The following is a 15875-nucleotide window of genomic DNA, read 5'->3' as shown; positions in this document are numbered from 1 at the left end:
CACGGTCAGCCGGCGAGCAGCCCCGCCTCGAACGCCGCCGTCAGGCCCGCGTCGATCGCGAGCGGTGCGCCGTCGACCGAGCGGACGGGGATCGCCCGCCGGGTGCTCGACACCAGCCACGCCGCATCGGCACCGGTGAGCGCCGTGACCGGCAGCTCGCGGCGCGACGACGCGAGCCCGCGGCGCTCGCCCAGCGCGAGAACCCGCTCGACCGTCGTGCCGGCGAGCACGCTGCCCGAGAGCGGCGTCGCGAGCACCCCGTCGCCGAGGAGCACCAGGCTCGACGTCGCCCCCTCGAGGAGAAGCCCGTCGCTCGTGCGCCAGACCACGTCGTCCGCGCCCCGGGACGCCGCCTCGCGCAGCGCCGCCCGGGTGACGGCGCCCGAGGTGGTCTTGACGCCCGGGAGCAGCCACGGCGCGAGCGGACCGCTCGCGTACCCGCGGTCCAGCACGACGACGGCCGCGCCCTTCTCCCGGAGCGCGCTCGAGTCGGGAGTCGGAGCCGCGCGCACGGTGCACCGGGCGGAGTCGCCCGACCCGTGAGCGGCGATGAAGCGGACCGTCAGGTCGTCGACCCGATCGTGCTCCGCCACGGCGAGGTCGACCGCTCGGGACCAGAGGGGCGCCTCCGGGATCGTCAGCCCGACGGCCCGGGCCGATCCGGCCAGCCGCGCGAGGTGCTCGCCGAGCGCACGGGGACGTCCGTCGAGGACCGCGACGGTCTCGAAGACCCCGTCGCCGCGGAGGTAGCCCGCCTCGTCGACGCGGACGAGCGGACCCTCCGGGTCGCGGAGGACGACGGCGCCGGAGGTGATCTCGACCAGGACGGGGGTGCTCATCCGCCCATCCTGCCCCCGGCGGAGCCTCAGCGGGGGAGGAGGCCGCTCGCCACGTCGGACGGCTCGACGATCTCGCGCCACGGCTCCGGCCGGAGTCCTGCCGAGCCGAGCACGTCGGCCCCGGCGAGGAGGTCCACGTCGAGACCTGTCAGCTCGCCGATCGCGGCGACCGGCAGCTGGAACGTCCTGAAGCCGCCGAGCGGCACCAGGCCCTCGCGCACGCGCTCCACGAGCTCGCTCTGGTCGAGCAGGTACGCGCTCGTCGCGAGCGTCGATCCGTCCGGGCTCCAGCCCGCGATCTTCCAGAAGCGGCGGGGGATGCCCGTACCGCGGTAGACCGGGTCGTCGTCCGCGAGCACGGGCCCGGTGAAGACGCTCAGGCGCGTGCGCCAGGTCTGCGCGTACTCGAGCACCAGCGTCTCGAGCCCGAGCCACAGCTCCTGCGACTGGTTGAAGCCGCTCGCCTGGGGCGCGGCGTTCGTGTAGCAGAAGCTGTCGCGGTTGGCCGCGGCGGCCTCGTCCCGTTCGCCCCAGACGGGGTCGCGGCGGCGGACCAGGTGGCCGCGGTCGAGGTCGTTGCGGGCGTACACCTCCGGCCCGGTCTGCTCGGAGGCGGGGATGCGGTCGTCGAGGTGCCAGTCGTCGCCTCGGCCGAGCTCGACCAGGCGCGCGCCGTCGATGTTCACGGCCGTCGAGACGGCCAGGCGCCGCTCCGGATCCAGCAGCACCTCGAAGTGCGTGTACGGCAGGAGCCGCACCGGGCGCTCGACCCTCAGGCGCGGCGCCGCCGCGGGGACGCCGAGGAAGTCCGCGTCGAAGCTCACTCCTCGACCTCCGCCGTCGGAGTCGCCGTGGCTGTCGCTGTCGGGGTCGCCGTGGGCGTCGCCGGGGGAGCCTCTGTCGCGGGGACTCCCGTGCCGGTCGGAGCCGGAGCCGGTGCCTGGGTGGCGGGAGCCGGGACCTGCGACCCGTTGCTGATCAGCAGGGCGATGTCGGAGTAGCGCGCGACGGTCGTGCCCGCGGCCGGGTCGGTGCCCGCCACCACGCCGGCCGGGAGCGACGAGTCGATGGTCGCCCCCTCCTCGACGTCGAAGCCGAGGTCCTCCAGCGCCTCCGTGGCGTCGTCGACCGAGCGGCCGGAGACGGTCGGCACGGCGATCTGGCGGCCGTTCAGCAGGGCGCTGCTGGGCTCCTCGAAGTCGTCTCCGCCGTACTTCTGGTCGGCGCGGGTCATCACCGAGTTCCAGATGTAGTGGCGGATGTTGGAGGCGTACGGGCGGCTCTCGAGCTCCGAGTTCGGGAAGCGGACCTCGCGCATCGAGGTGTGGCCGTCGATGTTGCCCACCCAGACCACGGTCGCGACGCGCGAGCTCGCCCCGTCCATCCAGGTCGACTCCGCGTTGTCGGTGGTGCCCGTCTTGCCGATGTGCTCGATGCCGTCGTCCGGGTCGGACTGGGCGGCCGTGCCGCCGGTGACGACGCGCTGCAGGGCGTAGTTCGCGACCGCCGTCAGCTCGGGGCTGAGGGCCTGGTTGCAGGTGGAGGTCGGCGGCTGGACGGCGGCGCCGGTCGCGTCGGTGATCGCGTCGATGGCGATCGCGGAGCAGGCGGTGCCGTTGTTGGCGAAGCCGGCGAAGGCGGTGACCATCGAGAGGGGGGAGATGAGCGTGTCCGAGCCGAGGACGGCGGACGGCTTGTAGTCGACCTCGCCGCCGTCGGCCGCCTTCACGCCGAAGCCGACCGCGCGGTCGCGGATCGCGCAAAGGTCGAGCTGCTGCGCCATCGAGACGTAGACGGTGTTGATCGACTGCATCGTGCCGGTCAGCACGCTGTAGCTACCGTTCTCGCTGTCGTCGTTGTTGACCTCGTAGGAGGTGTCGAGCTCGCCGCCGGGCGCGCAGCTGGCGGGGAAGCCCGAGAAGGTGCGCTCGCGGCCGTTGATCGTCTCGTTCAGGGTGCGTCCGCTCGCGAGCCACTGCGCGAGCGTGAACACCTTGTAGGTCGATCCGACCTGGAACCCGGCGGAGCCGCCGTAGGCCGTGTCGGTGTTGAAGTTGACGGCGGAGAAGTTCGCGCCGTTGACGGCGCCGGCCGCGTCGTAGTCCTTGTTCTGCACCATCGCCAGGATCCGGCCGGTGCCGACCTCCATCGAGACGGTCGCGCTGCCGATGTTGGTGTCGAGGGTGGGGACCTTGGGGACGGCGTTGTTCGTCGCGTTCGCCGCGGTGTCCTGCAGGTCGCGGTCGAGCGTCGTGTAGATCTTGTAGCCGCCGCGCTGGAAGTTCGCGAGGCGGGTGTCCGCGTCGTCGCCGAACGCCGGGTCGTTCTGGACGACGCGGGTGATGTAGTCGCAGAAGAAGGCCGCGTTGCCGGCGGTCTGGCAGCCGGTGGGCGTCTGCGTGATCGCGGGGACGACCTCCTCGGCGACGGCGGCGTCGTGGTCGGCCTGCGAGATCTTCCCCTCCTGCAGCATCTGGTCGAGGACGTAGTCGCGGCGGATCTTGTTGTCCGGGATGTTCTCGGGCTGGTCGATCCTGAGGCCGTTGGGGTTGTTGACCGTGGCGATCAGGCTCGCGGCCTGCGCCAGGCTCAGGTCGGCCGCGGTGGTCGAGAAGTAGTACTCGGCCGCCGCCTGGATGCCGTAGACCTGCCCGCCGAAGCCCGCGATGTTGAGGTAGCCGAGGAGGATGTCGTCCTTGCTGTACTTCTTCTCGAGGTCGACGGCGAGCTTCATCTCCTTGAGCTTGCGGCTCGGAGTGGTCGCGGTCGCCTCCTCGTAGGCGGCCTCGGAGGCCGCCTCGTCGGTCGCGCTCAGCGACTCCGCCTTCTGCACGAGGACGTTCTTGACGTACTGCTGAGTGATGGAGGAGCCGCCCTGGAGGTCCCCGCCGACGATGTTGCTGAGCACCGCGCGGATCGTGCCCTGCAGGTCGACGCCGCCGTGGTCGTAGAAGCGCGGGTCCTCCGTCGAGACCGCCGCGTCCTTCACGGACTGGCTGACCTGGTCGAAGGCCACCTCCTCGCGGTTCTGCGCGTAGAAGGAGGCGAGCAGCTCGTCCGAGCCGTCGGTGCGCTTGGCGTAGATCTCGGTCTTCTGGGCCAGCTGGCCGAGCTCGAGGTACTCCGGCACCGTCTCGAACAGCCCGATCGGGTTGTTCTCGGCGAGACCGGTGACGGCGAGGGCGGGAGTGACCCCGACCGTGATCAGCAGGCCCCCGGCGAGGCTGGCTCCGACGATCCCGAGGACCCGGGCGAGCACGCCGCCGCGGGCGGTTCCTTGCGCAGACATGGCTACGAGAGTAGGCGACGAGTCTGGATCCGTCGTGCGGCCGCGCTCGGGGGCCCGGATGCCCGCCCTCCCGGCCCCGGGAGCGGCGGCCGCCGGTACGGTGAGCGGGTGACCAGAGCCCGAGCATGACCGCCTCCGCCGACCCCGCCGAGACGCGCCGCCGCGCGGTGCTCGTGGTGGCCGTCCTCGCCTCCTTCGTCGCCTTCCTCGACGGCACCGTCGTCAACGTCGCCCTGCCCGCCATCACCCGCGAGCTCGGCGGCGGGCTCGCGGTGCAGCAGTGGGTGGTCGACGGGTACCTGATCACGCTCGGCGCGCTGATCCTCGTGGCCGGCGCGCTCGCCGACCGCATCGGCCGGGCCCGCAGCATGACCATCGGCCTGATCGGCTTCGGCGTCACCTCGCTGCTGTGCGCGCTGGCCCCCACCGCCGAGGTCCTCATCGTGGCGCGGATGCTCCAGGGCGCCGCCGGCGCGATCCTCGTGCCCAGCTCGCTCGCCCTCATCATCGCGACCGTCCACGGCGCCGCGCAGGCCCGGACGATCGGTGCGTGGACGGCCTGGACCGGCACGGCGACGATCGTCGGGCCCGTGCTCGGCGGCCTGCTGGTGGACGCGGGCTCGTGGCGGTACGTCTTCGCGCTCAACCTGCTGCCGATCGCGGTGACGCTGGTCCTGCTGCGCAGGCTCGGCGCGGTCGACTCGGGGACCCGGGTGCCGATCGACGGCGTCGGCGCGGTGCTCGGGGTGATCGGCCTGGGAGGGCCGGTGTTCGCGCTGATCGAGCAGGAGCGGCTCGGGATCCAGCATCCGCTCGTGCTGACCGCCCTGATCGGGGGAGTCGCCGCCCTCGTCGCGTTCGTCGTGTGGGAGCGGCGAGCGGCGCATCCGATGCTGCCGCTGTCGCTCTTCGCGTCGCGGAACTTCACCGTCGGCAACGTCTCGACGGCGTTCGTCTACGGCGCGCTCTCCTTCGGCTTCTTCGCGCTGGGCCTGTTCCTGCAGCAGACCCTGGGCTTCTCGGCGACCCTGGCCGGGCTCGCGACGCTCCCGCCGACGATCCTGCTGCTCCTGCTCTCGCAGGTCTCCGGGTCGCTGTCGGCGCGGTTCGGCCCGCGGCTCTTCATGGGCGTCGGACCGCTGATCGCCGCGGCCGGGTTCCTCCTGCTCTCCTTCGTCGACGAGGGCGCCGACTACGCCACGCAGCTGCTGCCGGGGATCCTCCTCTTCGGCTTCGGCCTCGCGGTGACGGTCGCCCCGCTGACCTCGACGATCCTCGGCGCGGTCGAGGACGGGCACAGCGGAGTCGGCTCCGCCGTGAACAACGCGGTCTCGCGCATCGCCGGGCTGGTCGCCATCGCCGCGACCTCGCTCGTGGTCGGCGACTCGCTCGACGTCGAGGGCTTCTCCCGTGCCGCCGTCGCGACCTCCGCCCTCCTGGTCGCCGGCGGCGTCGTCTCCCTCCTCGGCATCCGCAACCCGGCTCCCGCCGACCGCTGACGACTGCTCGGGGAGCGTCTCCGACCCCCGTCCGGGGTGCGGCGCTCCGTGTTCACGCGGTGTCCGCCGATCCTTCGACGGAACGTGGATGAAATAGTTGTCGCTACATGGAATACTGATCGACGTCGATGCGCTTGCATACATCGGACGGGGACGCTCTCCCCGCGACGACCGTCACACTCGAGGAGAAACCATGACCGACACCGTCACCATCCCCGGCTACAAGGCCGGCACCTGGGTCATCGACCCCACCCACAGCGAGGTCGCGTTCAGCGTCCGCCACCTGATGATCAGCAAGGTCAAGGGCAAGTTCGAGCGCTTCACCGCCACGTTCACCACCGGCGAGAACCCGCTCGACTCCAAGGTCGAGGCCACCGCCGAGGTCGCCTCCGTCAACACCAACGAGCCCAACCGCGACGGCCACCTCCGCACCGGCGACTTCTTCGAGGCCGAGAAGTACCCGGAGATCCACTTCGTCTCGACCGCCGTCCGCCCGAACGGCGACGACTTCCTCGTCGACGGCGAGCTCACCATCAAGGGCACCACCAAGCCCGTCACCTTCGAGGTGGAGTTCGGCGGCTTCGGCACCGACCCCTACGGCAACTACAAGGCCGGCCTCACCGCCAAGGCCACCATCGACCGCACCGACTTCGGTCTGACCTACAACGCGGCCCTCGAGACCGGTGGCGTGCTCATCGGCGAGAAGGTCACCATCACCCTCGACCTGCAGGCCGCCCACCAGGCGTAGTCCGAGCCGATCGACCGGAGCCGTCCCTCCCCCCGGGGAGCGGACGGCTCCGTCGTTCCCGGAGCCGGTCCGGGATCAGAGGATGCCGAGCTCCGTCAGCTGCTCGGAGATGCCCGCGCCGTCGGGCGCGAAGACCCAGGTCGTGCCGCTGGTCAGGGAGCGGTCCTCGGCCTTGGAGCGGCCTCCCGCGAGCACCGCCTCGCCGGTGGAGAGCTGGCGGATCGCGATCGCCGCGACCTTGTCGGGGTGCTCGTCCGCGAAGTCGGAGTAGATCTCCTCGTCGTGCTGCCCGTCGTCGCCGACCAGCAGCCAGCGCACGTCCGGGAACTCGGCCGCGAGTCGGCGGAGGTTCATCTCCTTGTGCTGCTTGCCGCTGCGGAACCAGCGGTCGTGCGTCGGGCCCCAGTCGGTCAGGAGGAGCGCTCCGGCCGGGTACAGGTGCCGCGACAGGAAGCGGGTGAGCGCCGGGGCGACGTTCCACGCGCCGGTGGAGAGGTAGATGACCGGGGAGCCCTCGTACTGCCGGGCGAAGCGGTCGAGGAAGACCGCCATGCCGGGCGTGGGCATCCGGGCGTGCTCGTCGAGCACGAAGGTGTTCCAGGCGGCGACGAAGGGGCGGGGGAGCGCGGTGACCATCACCGTGTCGTCCACGTCCGACACGACTCCGAGCCGCGACTCCGGACGCACGATGAAGACGGGCGCCTCGACGGGCTTCGAGCCCGCGGTCGAGAAGGTGATGGTGTGCCAGCCGGGCTCGAGCGTGATCGGGAGGTCCGCGTCGACGACTCCGCCGCGGTCGGCCGTCACTTGGTGGGTCTGCCCGTCGGCTTCGACGGTCACGACGGCCCCGCTCACGAAGACGCTGGTGAAGCTCCGCCAGCCGCGCACGCCCTCGACGGGGCGGACCTCCTCGACCCCGGGAGGGGTCGGCCGCGTGTAGAGGACGCGGGCCAGGACGCGCAGCTGCGTCGTCGAGCCGTAGCCGGTGTAGGGGATGACCCTCGGGACGTAGCCCTTGCGCTTCACGCGCCTCATCCGGAAGGAGTGGAGTCGGTCCTCGAGGCGGGCGGCGCGGTGCATGACCTCCGCCTTGCCTGCGCTCAGGGGCTTGCTCTCGGGCGTCAGCGGCATCCGCCCAGTCTGTCAGACCGGATGCCGGACCGCGGATCGCGCTCTCACGCGATCGTCAGGCTCCGGTGGGCTCGATCAGCTCGGGGCCGTTCGCCGAGACGGAGCCCACGGCCGCGCCGACGCCGTGCACCTCGAGCTCCTCGGCCAGCTCGGCCGCGCCCTCGGCGGCCGCGCGCAGCAGCTCGCCGTCCCCGGGGGACGCCGGGTCCAGCCAGTCCTCGATCAGCTCCGGCTGCAGCAGCACGGGCATCCGCTCGTGCACCTCGGCGAGCGGCCCGGCGGAGGGGCGGGTGAGGACCGTCGCCGAGAGCAGCCACGGAGAGCCCGGCTGGGCCGAGCGCCACCACTCGTAGAGACCGGCGAACAGGAGGAGCGAGCCCTCGCCCGGCGAGACGTAGACGGGTGCCTTCGCCCCGTCCGCGCCGACCCGCCACTCGTACCAGCCCGAGGCGGGCACGATCGCGCGCCGGGAGGCGTAGGACTCGCGGAACGACGGCTTCTCGGCGACGGACTCGATCCGCGCGTTGAACAGCGGCGGCCCCGCGGACGGGTCGGCGGCGGAGCGGGGCACCAGGCCCCAGCGGGCTCCGGCGAGCCGACGCCGCGGCGGGCTGCCCTCCTCGACCCCCTTCATCGACTCCGCGACGACGGCGATCCGCTGCGTCGGCGCGATGTTCCAGGACGGCTCCGGAAGGTCGGCGCCCGGCTCGTCGATGTCGAAGAGCGCCACCAGGTCGGCGGTGGTCTGCGAGAGGACGAAGCGTCCGCACATGGTTTCTCCCGGGTGGATCGGACCCGCGGAGCCGTCGCCCTTCCGGGGGCGCGAAACACGAGGGACTTTCGATGAGACGACCCCGACCGGCGGTCGCCGTGCGTACGATTGTAGGAACCACGACCGAAGGAGCCCGCCGTGCCTCTTGGAAACCTCGTCGATCGACCGTTCGGTGAATCGTCCCAGGTCCGCAACGAGCCGGTGCAGGTGCGCAGCGCCGCCCGTCTCGCCTCGCTGCTCGACGCGGCGGCCGCCGTCGTCGACGAGGTCGGCTTCGACCGTCTGACCACGGCGATGGTCGCCGAGCGCGCGGGAGCCGCGATCGGCACGGTCTACCGCTACTTCCCGGACCGCATCGCCGTCCTCCAGGCGCTGCGCGAGCGGGCCCTCGAGCGCTTCCGCCGCCGCGTCATCACCGAGATCCGCGACACCCACCCGGGCAACTGGTGGGGCGCGGTCGACTGCGCGATCGACGCCTTCTGCGAGATGCACCGCAACGAGCCGGGCTTCCGCTCCATCCGCTTCGTGGACACGATCCACGCCCCCGAGGTCGCGGGCGAGGCGTTCGAGGCCGGCTTCTTCGCCCGCCGCTTCGCCGAGATCCTCGCGTCCGAGTACGGCCTCCCGGGCGGCGCGCAGCTGTCCTTCCGCCTCGAGGTGACCATCGAGGTCGCGGACGCGCTGCTCACGCGCGCGTTCCTCATCGACCCCAACGGCGACCAGCGCTTCATCGACGAGAGCCGCTCGCTGCTGCGCCACTACATGACCTCGCACTACGGAGCCGTCGAGGAGTCCTGACCGGCTAGGACTGTCAAGGCCCTAGTCGCTCCCGGAACATCCCGCAACACTTCGCGGTCCGGGTTGGCAGGCGGCTGCTATTGGTGTTTTCCTTGCCGCCTGGCCCCGTTCGGGGCCGCGGGCCGTGCAACGGCCGGACGCGCGGAGCGAGAGCGGGCACAGTCGTGGACCAGGGACAGATCGGCGCGCACACCGCCGGACGGCGGGCGGCCTCGTGATCGAGTTCCGCAACGTCAGCAAGCAGTACCCGGACGGCACGCGGGCGGTCGACGACTTCTCGCTCGTGCTGCCCTCCCGGCAGACGACCGTCTTCGTCGGCTCCTCGGGCTGCGGGAAGACCACGATCCTCCGCATGATCAACCGGATGATCGAGCCGACCTCCGGCACCATCGAGATCGACGGCGAGGACATCTCGTCCCTGCCCGCCGTCGCGCTCCGCCGCCGCATCGGCTACGTGATGCAGAACTCCGGCCTCCTGCCGCACCGCAAGGTCATCGACAACATCGCGACCGTGCCGAGGCTGAACGGGGTCGCCAAGAAGCAGGCGCACGCCCGCGCGCTCGAGCTGATGGACACGGTCGGACTGGACCGTGCGCTCGCCGCCCGGTACCCCAGCCAGCTCTCCGGCGGCCAGCAGCAGCGCGTCGGTGTGGCGCGCGGCCTGGCGGTCGACCCGAACATCCTGCTGATGGACGAGCCGTTCGGCGCGGTCGACCCTCTCGTGCGCGCCGACCTGCAGCGCGAGACCCTGCGACTCCAGGACGAGCTCGACAAGACCGTGGTCTTCGTCACCCACGACATCGACGAGGCGTTCCTCCTCGGCGACCAGGTCGTCATCCTCGAGAAGGGCGGCCGGATCGCGCAGAAGGGCTCGCCCGCCGAGATCCTGGCGAACCCCGCGAGCGAGTTCGTCGCCGGCTTCGTCGGCGCCGACCGCGGCAAGCGCTCGCTCCGGATCGAGGAGCGCGACGGCGCCCGCATCGTGGTCGACGGCGACGGGCGCCCGACCGGAGTGCTGCGCGCGCAGGACGGCCCCGCCGCGTGAACTGGGTCGTCAACAACACGGACGCGATCGTCGCGAACCTGCTGGCGCACCTGGCCCTGTCGGTCCCGCCGATCCTGCTCAGCTTCCTCGTCTCGCTGCCGTTCGGCTGGTTCGCGAACCGCTACCGCTGGAGCCGCGGCACCCTGCTGACAGGGCTCGGCGTGCTCTACGCCATCCCCTCGCTGGCCATGTTCATCCTGCTGCCGGTGCTGCTGGGCATCCCGCTCCGCTCGACCGCCAACGTGATCACGGGTCTCACCCTCTACGGCGTCGCGCTGATGGTCCGCACCACCTCGGACGCACTGGGCGCGGTGTCGGACGACGTCCGCCAGTCGGCGACCGCGATGGGCTACTCCGGCTGGGCGCGCTTCTGGCGGGTCGAGTTCCCGCTGGCCGGTCCGGTCCTGCTCTCGGGCCTGCGCGTGGTCACGGTCAGCACGGTCAGCCTGGTGACGGTCGGCGCGGTGCTCGGGATCCAGAGCCTCGGCCTGCTCTTCACCGACGGCTTCCAGCGCGGCATCACCGGCGAGATCGTCACGGGCATCGTCCTCACGATCGTCCTCGCGCTGGTACTCGACGGACTGCTGGTGCTGATCGGCCGTCTCCTCATGCCCTGGACGGCTCTGGACCGCACGCGCCGCTCGCGCAGACCGGTCGCGGTCGAGAGGGCGGTGACGTCGTGAACCTCATCGCCGAGGCCTTCGCCTGGATCGCCGACCCCGCGCACTGGACCGGGGTCTACGCGATCCCGACCCGTGTCGCCCAGCACGTCGGCATCAGCCTGCTGGTGCTCGTGATCGCGGCCGCGATCGCGATCCCGATCGGCTACCTGATCGGGCACACCGGGCGCGGCAAGGGCATCGCCGTGCCGGTCGCAGGCGGCCTGCGCGCCCTGCCGACGCTGGGCGTGCTCGTCCTCGCGGCGATGAGCCTGGGGCTCGGCCTCGGCGCTCCGGTGATCGCCCTCGTCGTGCTCGCGATCCCGTCGGTGCTCGCCGGCGCGTACTCCGGGCTCGAGGCGGTCGACCGCCGCACGGTCGACGCGGCGCGCTCGATGGGCATGACCGAGTGGCAGATCCTGACGAAGGTCGAGATCCCGCTGGGGCTGCCGCTGCTGATCGGCGGGCTCCGCTCGGCGGCGCTGCAGATCATCGCGACCGCCACGCTCGCCGACTACATCGGCGCCGGCGGCCTCGGGCAGTACATCTTCCGCGGAGTGAAGTCGGGGGACTACCCGCAGATGCTCGCCGGCTCGATCCTGGTGATCGTGCTGACGCTCCTCAGCGAGGTCCTGTTCGCCCTCCTCCAGCGGCTCGCCGTGCCGCGCGGAGTCGTGCTCGGCCTGGCCGGCACCGCCGGCCGCACAGGTTCCCGCGCTTCGTCGCCCCGACGACGCGCGGTGATGGGAATCCCCATCGAAGAAGGGAAATAGCAATGTTCACAGCACATTTCACGAAGGGCCGTGTCGCGCTCAGCGCACTCGCGGTCGGTGCCGTCGTGGCACTGGCAGGGTGTTCCTCGAGCGATCCGCTCGATGAGGGATCGGGTGCGACTGCGGGCAGCGAGACCATCGTGGTCGGCTCGCAGGACTACTACTCGAACGAGATCCTCGCCGAGATCTACGCGCAGGCGCTGGAGAACGACGGCTTCACCGTCGACCGCCAGCTGCGCATCGGCCAGCGCGAGATCTACCTGCCCGAGATCGAGAGCGGATCCATCGACGTCTTCCCGGAGTACGACGGCAGCCTCCTGCAGGCGCTCGAGCCCGACGCGACGGCCACCACCGCCGACGACGTGTACTCCGCGCTCGGCGACGCGCTGCCCGACGGCCTCCGCGCCCTCGACGCCGCCGAGGCCAGCGACCAGAACTCGTACACCGTCACCCAGGCCTTCGCCGACAAGTGGGACCTGACCGACATCGCGTCGCTCAAGAACGTCACCGACCCGATCGTGGTCGGCGGCAACTCCGAGCTGCAGACGCGCCCCTACGGGCCCGACACCCTGCAGTCGAAGTACGGCATCACGACCACCTTCCAGGCGATCGAGGACAGCGGCGGATCGACCACCGTCGACGCGCTCACCAGCGACCAGATCCAGCTGGCGAACGTCTACACGGCCGACCCGAACATCCAGAAGAACGACCTCGTCGCTCTCGAGGACCCGGACGGACTGTTCGTGGCCGACAACGTCGTGCCGATCGTCTCGAGCAAGATCACGGACGACGCGGCCGAGGTGCTGAACGCGGTCAGCGCGAAGCTCACGGCGGACGACCTCGTCGCCCTCAACTCCGAGAGCGTCAACGAGCAGAAGTCCGCGTCCGCGATCGCGGGCGAGTGGCTGAAGTCGGCGGGTCTCGTCGACTGATCCTCCCCGGATCCACGCCCGGAGGCGCGTCACTCGTCGAGGTGACGTGCCTCCGCTCTGTTCAGGAGCTTCTTCCCGAGGAGCACGAGCAGGGCGAAGACGACGATGACGCCCACGAAGACGTAGCCGGCGCCGTGCAGGCTCTCCGAGAGCTCCCGGTAGCTGCCGGCCGCGGCCGCGCCGACGCCGACGTAGGCGGACGACCAGAGCACGCACGCCGGGATCGTCCAGGCCATGAAGGTCCGGTAGCGCATCCCGCTCATCCCCACCGTCAGCGGGATCAGCGAGTGCAGCACCGGCAGGAATCGCGAGAGGAACACGGCGAACCCGCCGCGCCGCGCGAGGTAGCGCTCGGCCTTCAGCCAGTTCTTCTCGCCGAGCCGGCGTCCCAGGCGCGACGCGCGGATCCGCGGCCCGAACCAGCGGCCGAGGTAGAAGCCGACGGACTCGCCGCAGAGGGCGCCGATGACGACCGTGACGGCCAGCGCCGCGAACTGCAGCGGGCTGGTCACGCCGGTCGCGCTGACGATCACGATCGTGTCGCCGGGGACGACGAGGCCCGCCAGGATCGTGGTCTCGAAGAAGATCGCGAGTCCGGCGAGGAGCGTCCGCCAGACCGGCGGGACGCTGACGACGAAGTCCAGGATCCCGGTGAGGGTGTCGTTCACCGGGCGCCCCCGCCCGCCGGGGACTCGATCGGGGGCTGGGGCCGACGGCGGCTCCGGATGCTCGGCATGGCTCGATCGTAGGGGCGCACGGCTGGGCGGCGGCAGGGCTGCGCCCGGGAGGCCGGTGGACGCCGGGCGGTCAGGGGACGGCGACGAGCGCGGAGGCCGCCGGGCCGGTGCCGTTCGCCGTGACCGCCTGCACCGAGAGGGTGTAGCTGCGGCCCGGGACCAGCTTCGTGAAGGTCTGCGAGCGCTTGGTCGCGGCGACCATGGCGCTCCAGGCTCCGGCTCCGCTCGTGTCGGACCCGTCGCGCGACACCCGGTAGCCGGTGACCGCCGAGCCACCGGTCCCCGCGGGGGGCGACCACGCGAGCGTCGCCGCGCCGTCCGAGCCCGCCGTGGCGGTGACGGCGGTCGGAGCGCCGGGGAGCCCGGCGGCGACGAGGGTCGCTGTCAGCGTGGTGCTGCTCCCGGGAGTGACGACGCTGTGCGAGGCGGCGCCGCCGTCCGACCAGGACGAGAACCGGTAGGCCGTGCCCGACGCGTCGGTCTGGTCCGGGACCTCCAGCTGGAGGGCCGAGCCCGCCCACGAGACGACGGTCGTGCCTCCGGCGACCTCGGTGCCGTTGACGACGACCGTCCGGCCGGCGGGAGCGGTGGCCAGGGTGACGGAGACCTTCTGCGGGGAGAACGTCCGCGTCGCCGTCGTCGACACTCCGCTCGAGTCCGTCGCCGTGACGCTGATCAGGAGGTCGCTGTCCGCGGCGGCGGCGAGGTCCTCCGGGCCGGGGGCGACGAAGGAGAGGTCGTTCCCCGTCAGCGGCCCGAGGAAGGGATGCGTGTGCTGAGCGTGGCGGCGCTGGACGGTCCAGGTGAGCGCCGAGGCGGGCAGGGCGCCGTCCTCGGCGTCGGTCGCCGTGGCGCGGAGGCCGTAGCTCCGGCCGGTGACGAACACCCCTCCGTCGGCGGGTGCGGTGATGCTCACCGTCGGGGCACTGTCGCCCGAGGTGATCCTCGTCGTCGCGGGGGCGGAGACGGCTCCCTTCGGATCGCGGACGCGGAGGGACGCGGTCCAGCTGCCGGCGGCGTAGCTGTGGGTGAAGGTCGGGCCGGTCGTGATGCGGTCGGGGGTGCCGTCGCCGAACGACCACAGGTAGGTCAGGGCACCGCCCTCCGGGTCGCTGCTGCCCGAGCCGTTCAGCCGCGCGGCGAGAGGAGCCGCGCCGGAGGAGGGGGCGGCGGTGAGGGCCGCGGTCGGGGCGCGGTTCGCCGCAGCGGTGTAGGCGAGGCGCCGGACCTCGCCGCCGTTCGCGTAGCTGGTGTAGAAGAGGTCCTGGGTCCCGCGCGAGGGACCGAAGGCCATGGCGACGGCGCTGCTGCCGCCGAGGCCGGTCACGAGGTCGCCGGCCGCGCCGGTGCGGCCGAGGGTCCGGATCTTCCCGCACACGTAGTCGCCGAAGAGGTACGCGCCGTCGTAGGCGGCCGGCCAGACGCCGCGGGGGACGTAGGCGCCGCCCGTGATCGAGGCGCAGCCGCTGCTGTGCGCGTAGTCGTGGACCGGGTCGGTGAGCCCGGCGGGCGCCACGGCTCCGCAGTTCGAGGCCGAGCCGGTCTTCGCGCAGTGGCCCTCACGGGTGTTCCAGCCGTAGTCGGCGCCGGCGACGCCCTGGTCGATCTCCTCCCAGGCGTCCTGGCCCACGTCGTTGATGCGGAAGACGGTGCCGGTCGCGTTCGGGTCGAAGGCCATCCGGAACGGATTGCGCAGGCCGCTCGCGAAGGTCTCGCGGCAGCGCAGGCCCTCGGCGGCCGGGGCGAGCCGGCAGGAGGCGGTCCCGGTGCCCAGGTAGGGGTTGCCGGCCGGGACGCCCCCGGTGAGGGTGATCCGAAGGATCTTGCCGTTCAGGATGTTCGGGTCGCGGGCGGCGTCGTTCCGGCCGCCGCAGCCGCTGCCGCCCGGCGAGCCGACTCCGCCGCGGTAGTCGCAGCCGCCGTCGCCGACGCTGACGTAGAGCAGGCCGTCCTTGCCGATGGCGAGGTCGCCGCCGTTGTGGTTGCTCGCGGGGGAGTAGATGCCGTCGAGGAGCACGCGCTCGGAGGCCGGGTCGATGCGGTCGTCGGTGCCGAGCTGGAACGAGGAGACGCGGTTGCGCGGGGCTCCCGCGGGGTTCACCGTGCCGCCGGCGTTGGTCGGGCAGGAGGAGTCGGAGCCCTTCGCGGTGTAGTAGACGACGACGGTGCGCGAGCCCGGTGCCGGGTCGACCGCGAGGCCGAGCACGCCGCGCTCGCCGTTGGCGCAGACCTTCGAGCGCAGGTCGAGGGCCGGAGTGGCGACAAGGCTGCCTCCGCGGATCACCCGGATCGCTCCGGTCTGCGAGGAGACGAGGGTGCGCCCATCGGTCGTGAAGGCGAGGGCGGTCGGCGCGGGGACGGCCGCCACCCGCGAGTCGGTGAAGCCGGCGGGCACGACGGGAGCGGCGGACGCCGGACCCGCGGGCCCGGCGACGAGCGCGGCGGCCGTGATCGCCAGGACGGTGAGCAGGGCGAGACCGCGGGGGCGGATCCTCGAGCGGGGCATCGGTGACTCCGAGACGGTCGGCGCTGCTGAGCGAGCGGCGGTCTGCGGCGGTGCAGAGGGCGCTGTCGGCGATGACGCGGGGCCAGGATAGGCGCGCGCGGCGGAGGGGCCGTGTCCCCCTTCAGGGTCAACACTGGGGGCTCCGGG

14 protein-coding genes are annotated in these 15875 nt (G+C 72.2%); 7 read left to right on the top strand and 7 right to left on the bottom strand.

The window, feature by feature from the left end; all coding sequences use genetic code 11:
* Window positions 1-5: 5 nt before the first annotated feature.
* Genes C5C54_RS00215 through C5C54_RS00205 form a run of 3 tightly spaced genes read right to left on the bottom strand, consistent with a single transcriptional unit; the run spans window position 6 to window position 4128 of the window.
* Window positions 6-839: an aminotransferase class IV gene (locus tag C5C54_RS00215; RefSeq protein WP_104255130.1), complete on the bottom strand. Its 834-nt coding sequence runs from the start codon at window positions 837-839 to the stop codon at window positions 6-8.
* A gap of 26 nt (window positions 840-865) precedes the next feature.
* Window positions 866-1663 carry a DNA/RNA non-specific endonuclease gene (locus tag C5C54_RS00210; protein WP_258063152.1) on the bottom strand — a complete coding sequence of 266 codons (798 nt, stop codon included), beginning with the start codon at window positions 1661-1663 and terminating at the stop codon, window positions 866-868.
* Window positions 1660-4128: a transglycosylase domain-containing protein gene (locus C5C54_RS00205; protein WP_104225628.1), complete on the bottom strand. Its 2469-nt coding sequence runs from the start codon at window positions 4126-4128 to the stop codon at window positions 1660-1662. The genes C5C54_RS00210 and C5C54_RS00205 overlap by 4 nt, the downstream gene beginning before the upstream one ends.
* A gap of 125 nt (window positions 4129-4253) precedes the next feature.
* On the opposite strand from C5C54_RS00205, the gene C5C54_RS00200 reads away from it, so the two are divergent.
* Both C5C54_RS00200 and C5C54_RS00195 read left to right on the top strand, forming a co-directional pair.
* Window positions 4254-5627 (top strand): DHA2 family efflux MFS transporter permease subunit, encoded by a 1374-nt coding sequence (locus C5C54_RS00200; protein ID WP_104287561.1) that lies wholly within the window; start codon window positions 4254-4256, stop codon window positions 5625-5627.
* A 193-nt stretch (window positions 5628-5820) separates the two neighbouring features.
* Window positions 5821-6375 carry a YceI family protein gene (locus C5C54_RS00195; protein WP_104223105.1) on the top strand — a complete coding sequence of 185 codons (555 nt, stop codon included), beginning with the start codon at window positions 5821-5823 and terminating at the stop codon, window positions 6373-6375.
* A 75-nt stretch (window positions 6376-6450) separates the two neighbouring features.
* Here the strand turns inward: C5C54_RS00195 and C5C54_RS00190 are convergent, their stop codons facing one another.
* Window positions 6451-7506: an App1 family protein gene (locus C5C54_RS00190; protein WP_258059297.1), complete on the bottom strand. Its 1056-nt coding sequence runs from the start codon at window positions 7504-7506 to the stop codon at window positions 6451-6453.
* Window positions 7507-7561: 55 nt separating this feature from the next.
* Window positions 7562-8278, bottom strand: a complete 717-nt coding sequence (locus C5C54_RS00185; protein WP_104246545.1) for an SOS response-associated peptidase — start codon at window positions 8276-8278, stop codon at window positions 7562-7564.
* 138 nt (window positions 8279-8416) lie between these two features.
* Here C5C54_RS00185 and C5C54_RS00180 point away from each other — a divergent pair, with 138 nt between their 5' ends.
* The 5 genes from C5C54_RS00180 (at window position 8417) to C5C54_RS00160 (ending at window position 12485) form a co-directional block, all read left to right on the top strand.
* Complete coding sequence (locus C5C54_RS00180; RefSeq protein ID WP_104223107.1) at window positions 8417-9076, top strand: TetR/AcrR family transcriptional regulator; 660 nt, start codon at window positions 8417-8419, stop codon at window positions 9074-9076.
* Between the two features lie 214 nt (window positions 9077-9290).
* On the top strand, window positions 9291-10121 hold the full coding sequence (locus tag C5C54_RS00175) for an ABC transporter ATP-binding protein (protein WP_104225631.1): 831 nt from the start codon (window positions 9291-9293) through the stop codon (window positions 10119-10121).
* Window positions 10118-10804, top strand: a complete 687-nt coding sequence (locus tag C5C54_RS00170) for an ABC transporter permease (RefSeq protein WP_104223109.1) — start codon at window positions 10118-10120, stop codon at window positions 10802-10804. The genes C5C54_RS00175 and C5C54_RS00170 overlap by 4 nt, the downstream gene beginning before the upstream one ends.
* Window positions 10801-11553 (top strand): ABC transporter permease, encoded by a 753-nt coding sequence (locus tag C5C54_RS00165; RefSeq protein WP_104225632.1) that lies wholly within the window; start codon window positions 10801-10803, stop codon window positions 11551-11553. The genes C5C54_RS00170 and C5C54_RS00165 overlap by 4 nt, the downstream gene beginning before the upstream one ends.
* Before the next feature lie 2 nt (window positions 11554-11555).
* Window positions 11556-12485, top strand: coding sequence for an ABC transporter substrate-binding protein (locus C5C54_RS00160; RefSeq protein WP_104223111.1), 930 nt, complete (start codon window positions 11556-11558; stop codon window positions 12483-12485).
* A gap of 29 nt (window positions 12486-12514) precedes the next feature.
* On the opposite strand, the gene C5C54_RS00155 is transcribed toward C5C54_RS00160, so the two are convergent.
* Window positions 12515-13153, bottom strand: coding sequence for a DedA family protein (locus C5C54_RS00155; protein ID WP_104223112.1), 639 nt, complete (start codon window positions 13151-13153; stop codon window positions 12515-12517).
* A gap of 139 nt (window positions 13154-13292) precedes the next feature.
* Window positions 13293-15728, bottom strand: a complete 2436-nt coding sequence (locus C5C54_RS00150) for a PQQ-dependent sugar dehydrogenase (RefSeq protein ID WP_181127826.1) — start codon at window positions 15726-15728, stop codon at window positions 13293-13295.
* Window positions 15729-15875 lie beyond the last annotated feature (147 nt).

Source organism: Rathayibacter sp. AY1F2, from assembly GCF_002930885.1.
Classification (GTDB): Bacteria; Actinomycetota; Actinomycetes; order Actinomycetales; family Microbacteriaceae; genus Rathayibacter.
This window is presented reverse-complemented; position numbering and strand designations above follow the sequence as displayed.

Bases quoted from the DNA above. Each gene is read 5' to 3' on its own strand.
- C5C54_RS00215 (WP_104255130.1), bottom strand. From the start codon at position 839: ATGAGCACCCCCGTCCTGGTCGAGATCACCTCCGGCGCCGTCGTCCTC.
- C5C54_RS00200 (WP_104287561.1), top strand. From the start codon at position 4,254: ATGACCGCCTCCGCCGACCCCGCCGAGACGCGCCGCCGCGCGGTGCTC.
- C5C54_RS00205 (WP_104225628.1), bottom strand. From the start codon at position 4,128: ATGTCTGCGCAAGGAACCGCCCGCGGCGGCGTGCTCGCCCGGGTCCTC.
- C5C54_RS00150 (WP_181127826.1), bottom strand. From the start codon at position 15,728: ATGCCCCGCTCGAGGATCCGCCCCCGCGGTCTCGCCCTGCTCACCGTC.
- C5C54_RS00160 (WP_104223111.1), top strand. From the start codon at position 11,556: ATGTTCACAGCACATTTCACGAAGGGCCGTGTCGCGCTCAGCGCACTC.
- C5C54_RS00185 (WP_104246545.1), bottom strand. From the start codon at position 8,278: ATGTGCGGACGCTTCGTCCTCTCGCAGACCACCGCCGACCTGGTGGCG.
- C5C54_RS00195 (WP_104223105.1), top strand. From the start codon at position 5,821: ATGACCGACACCGTCACCATCCCCGGCTACAAGGCCGGCACCTGGGTC.
- C5C54_RS00190 (WP_258059297.1), bottom strand. From the start codon at position 7,506: ATGCCGCTGACGCCCGAGAGCAAGCCCCTGAGCGCAGGCAAGGCGGAG.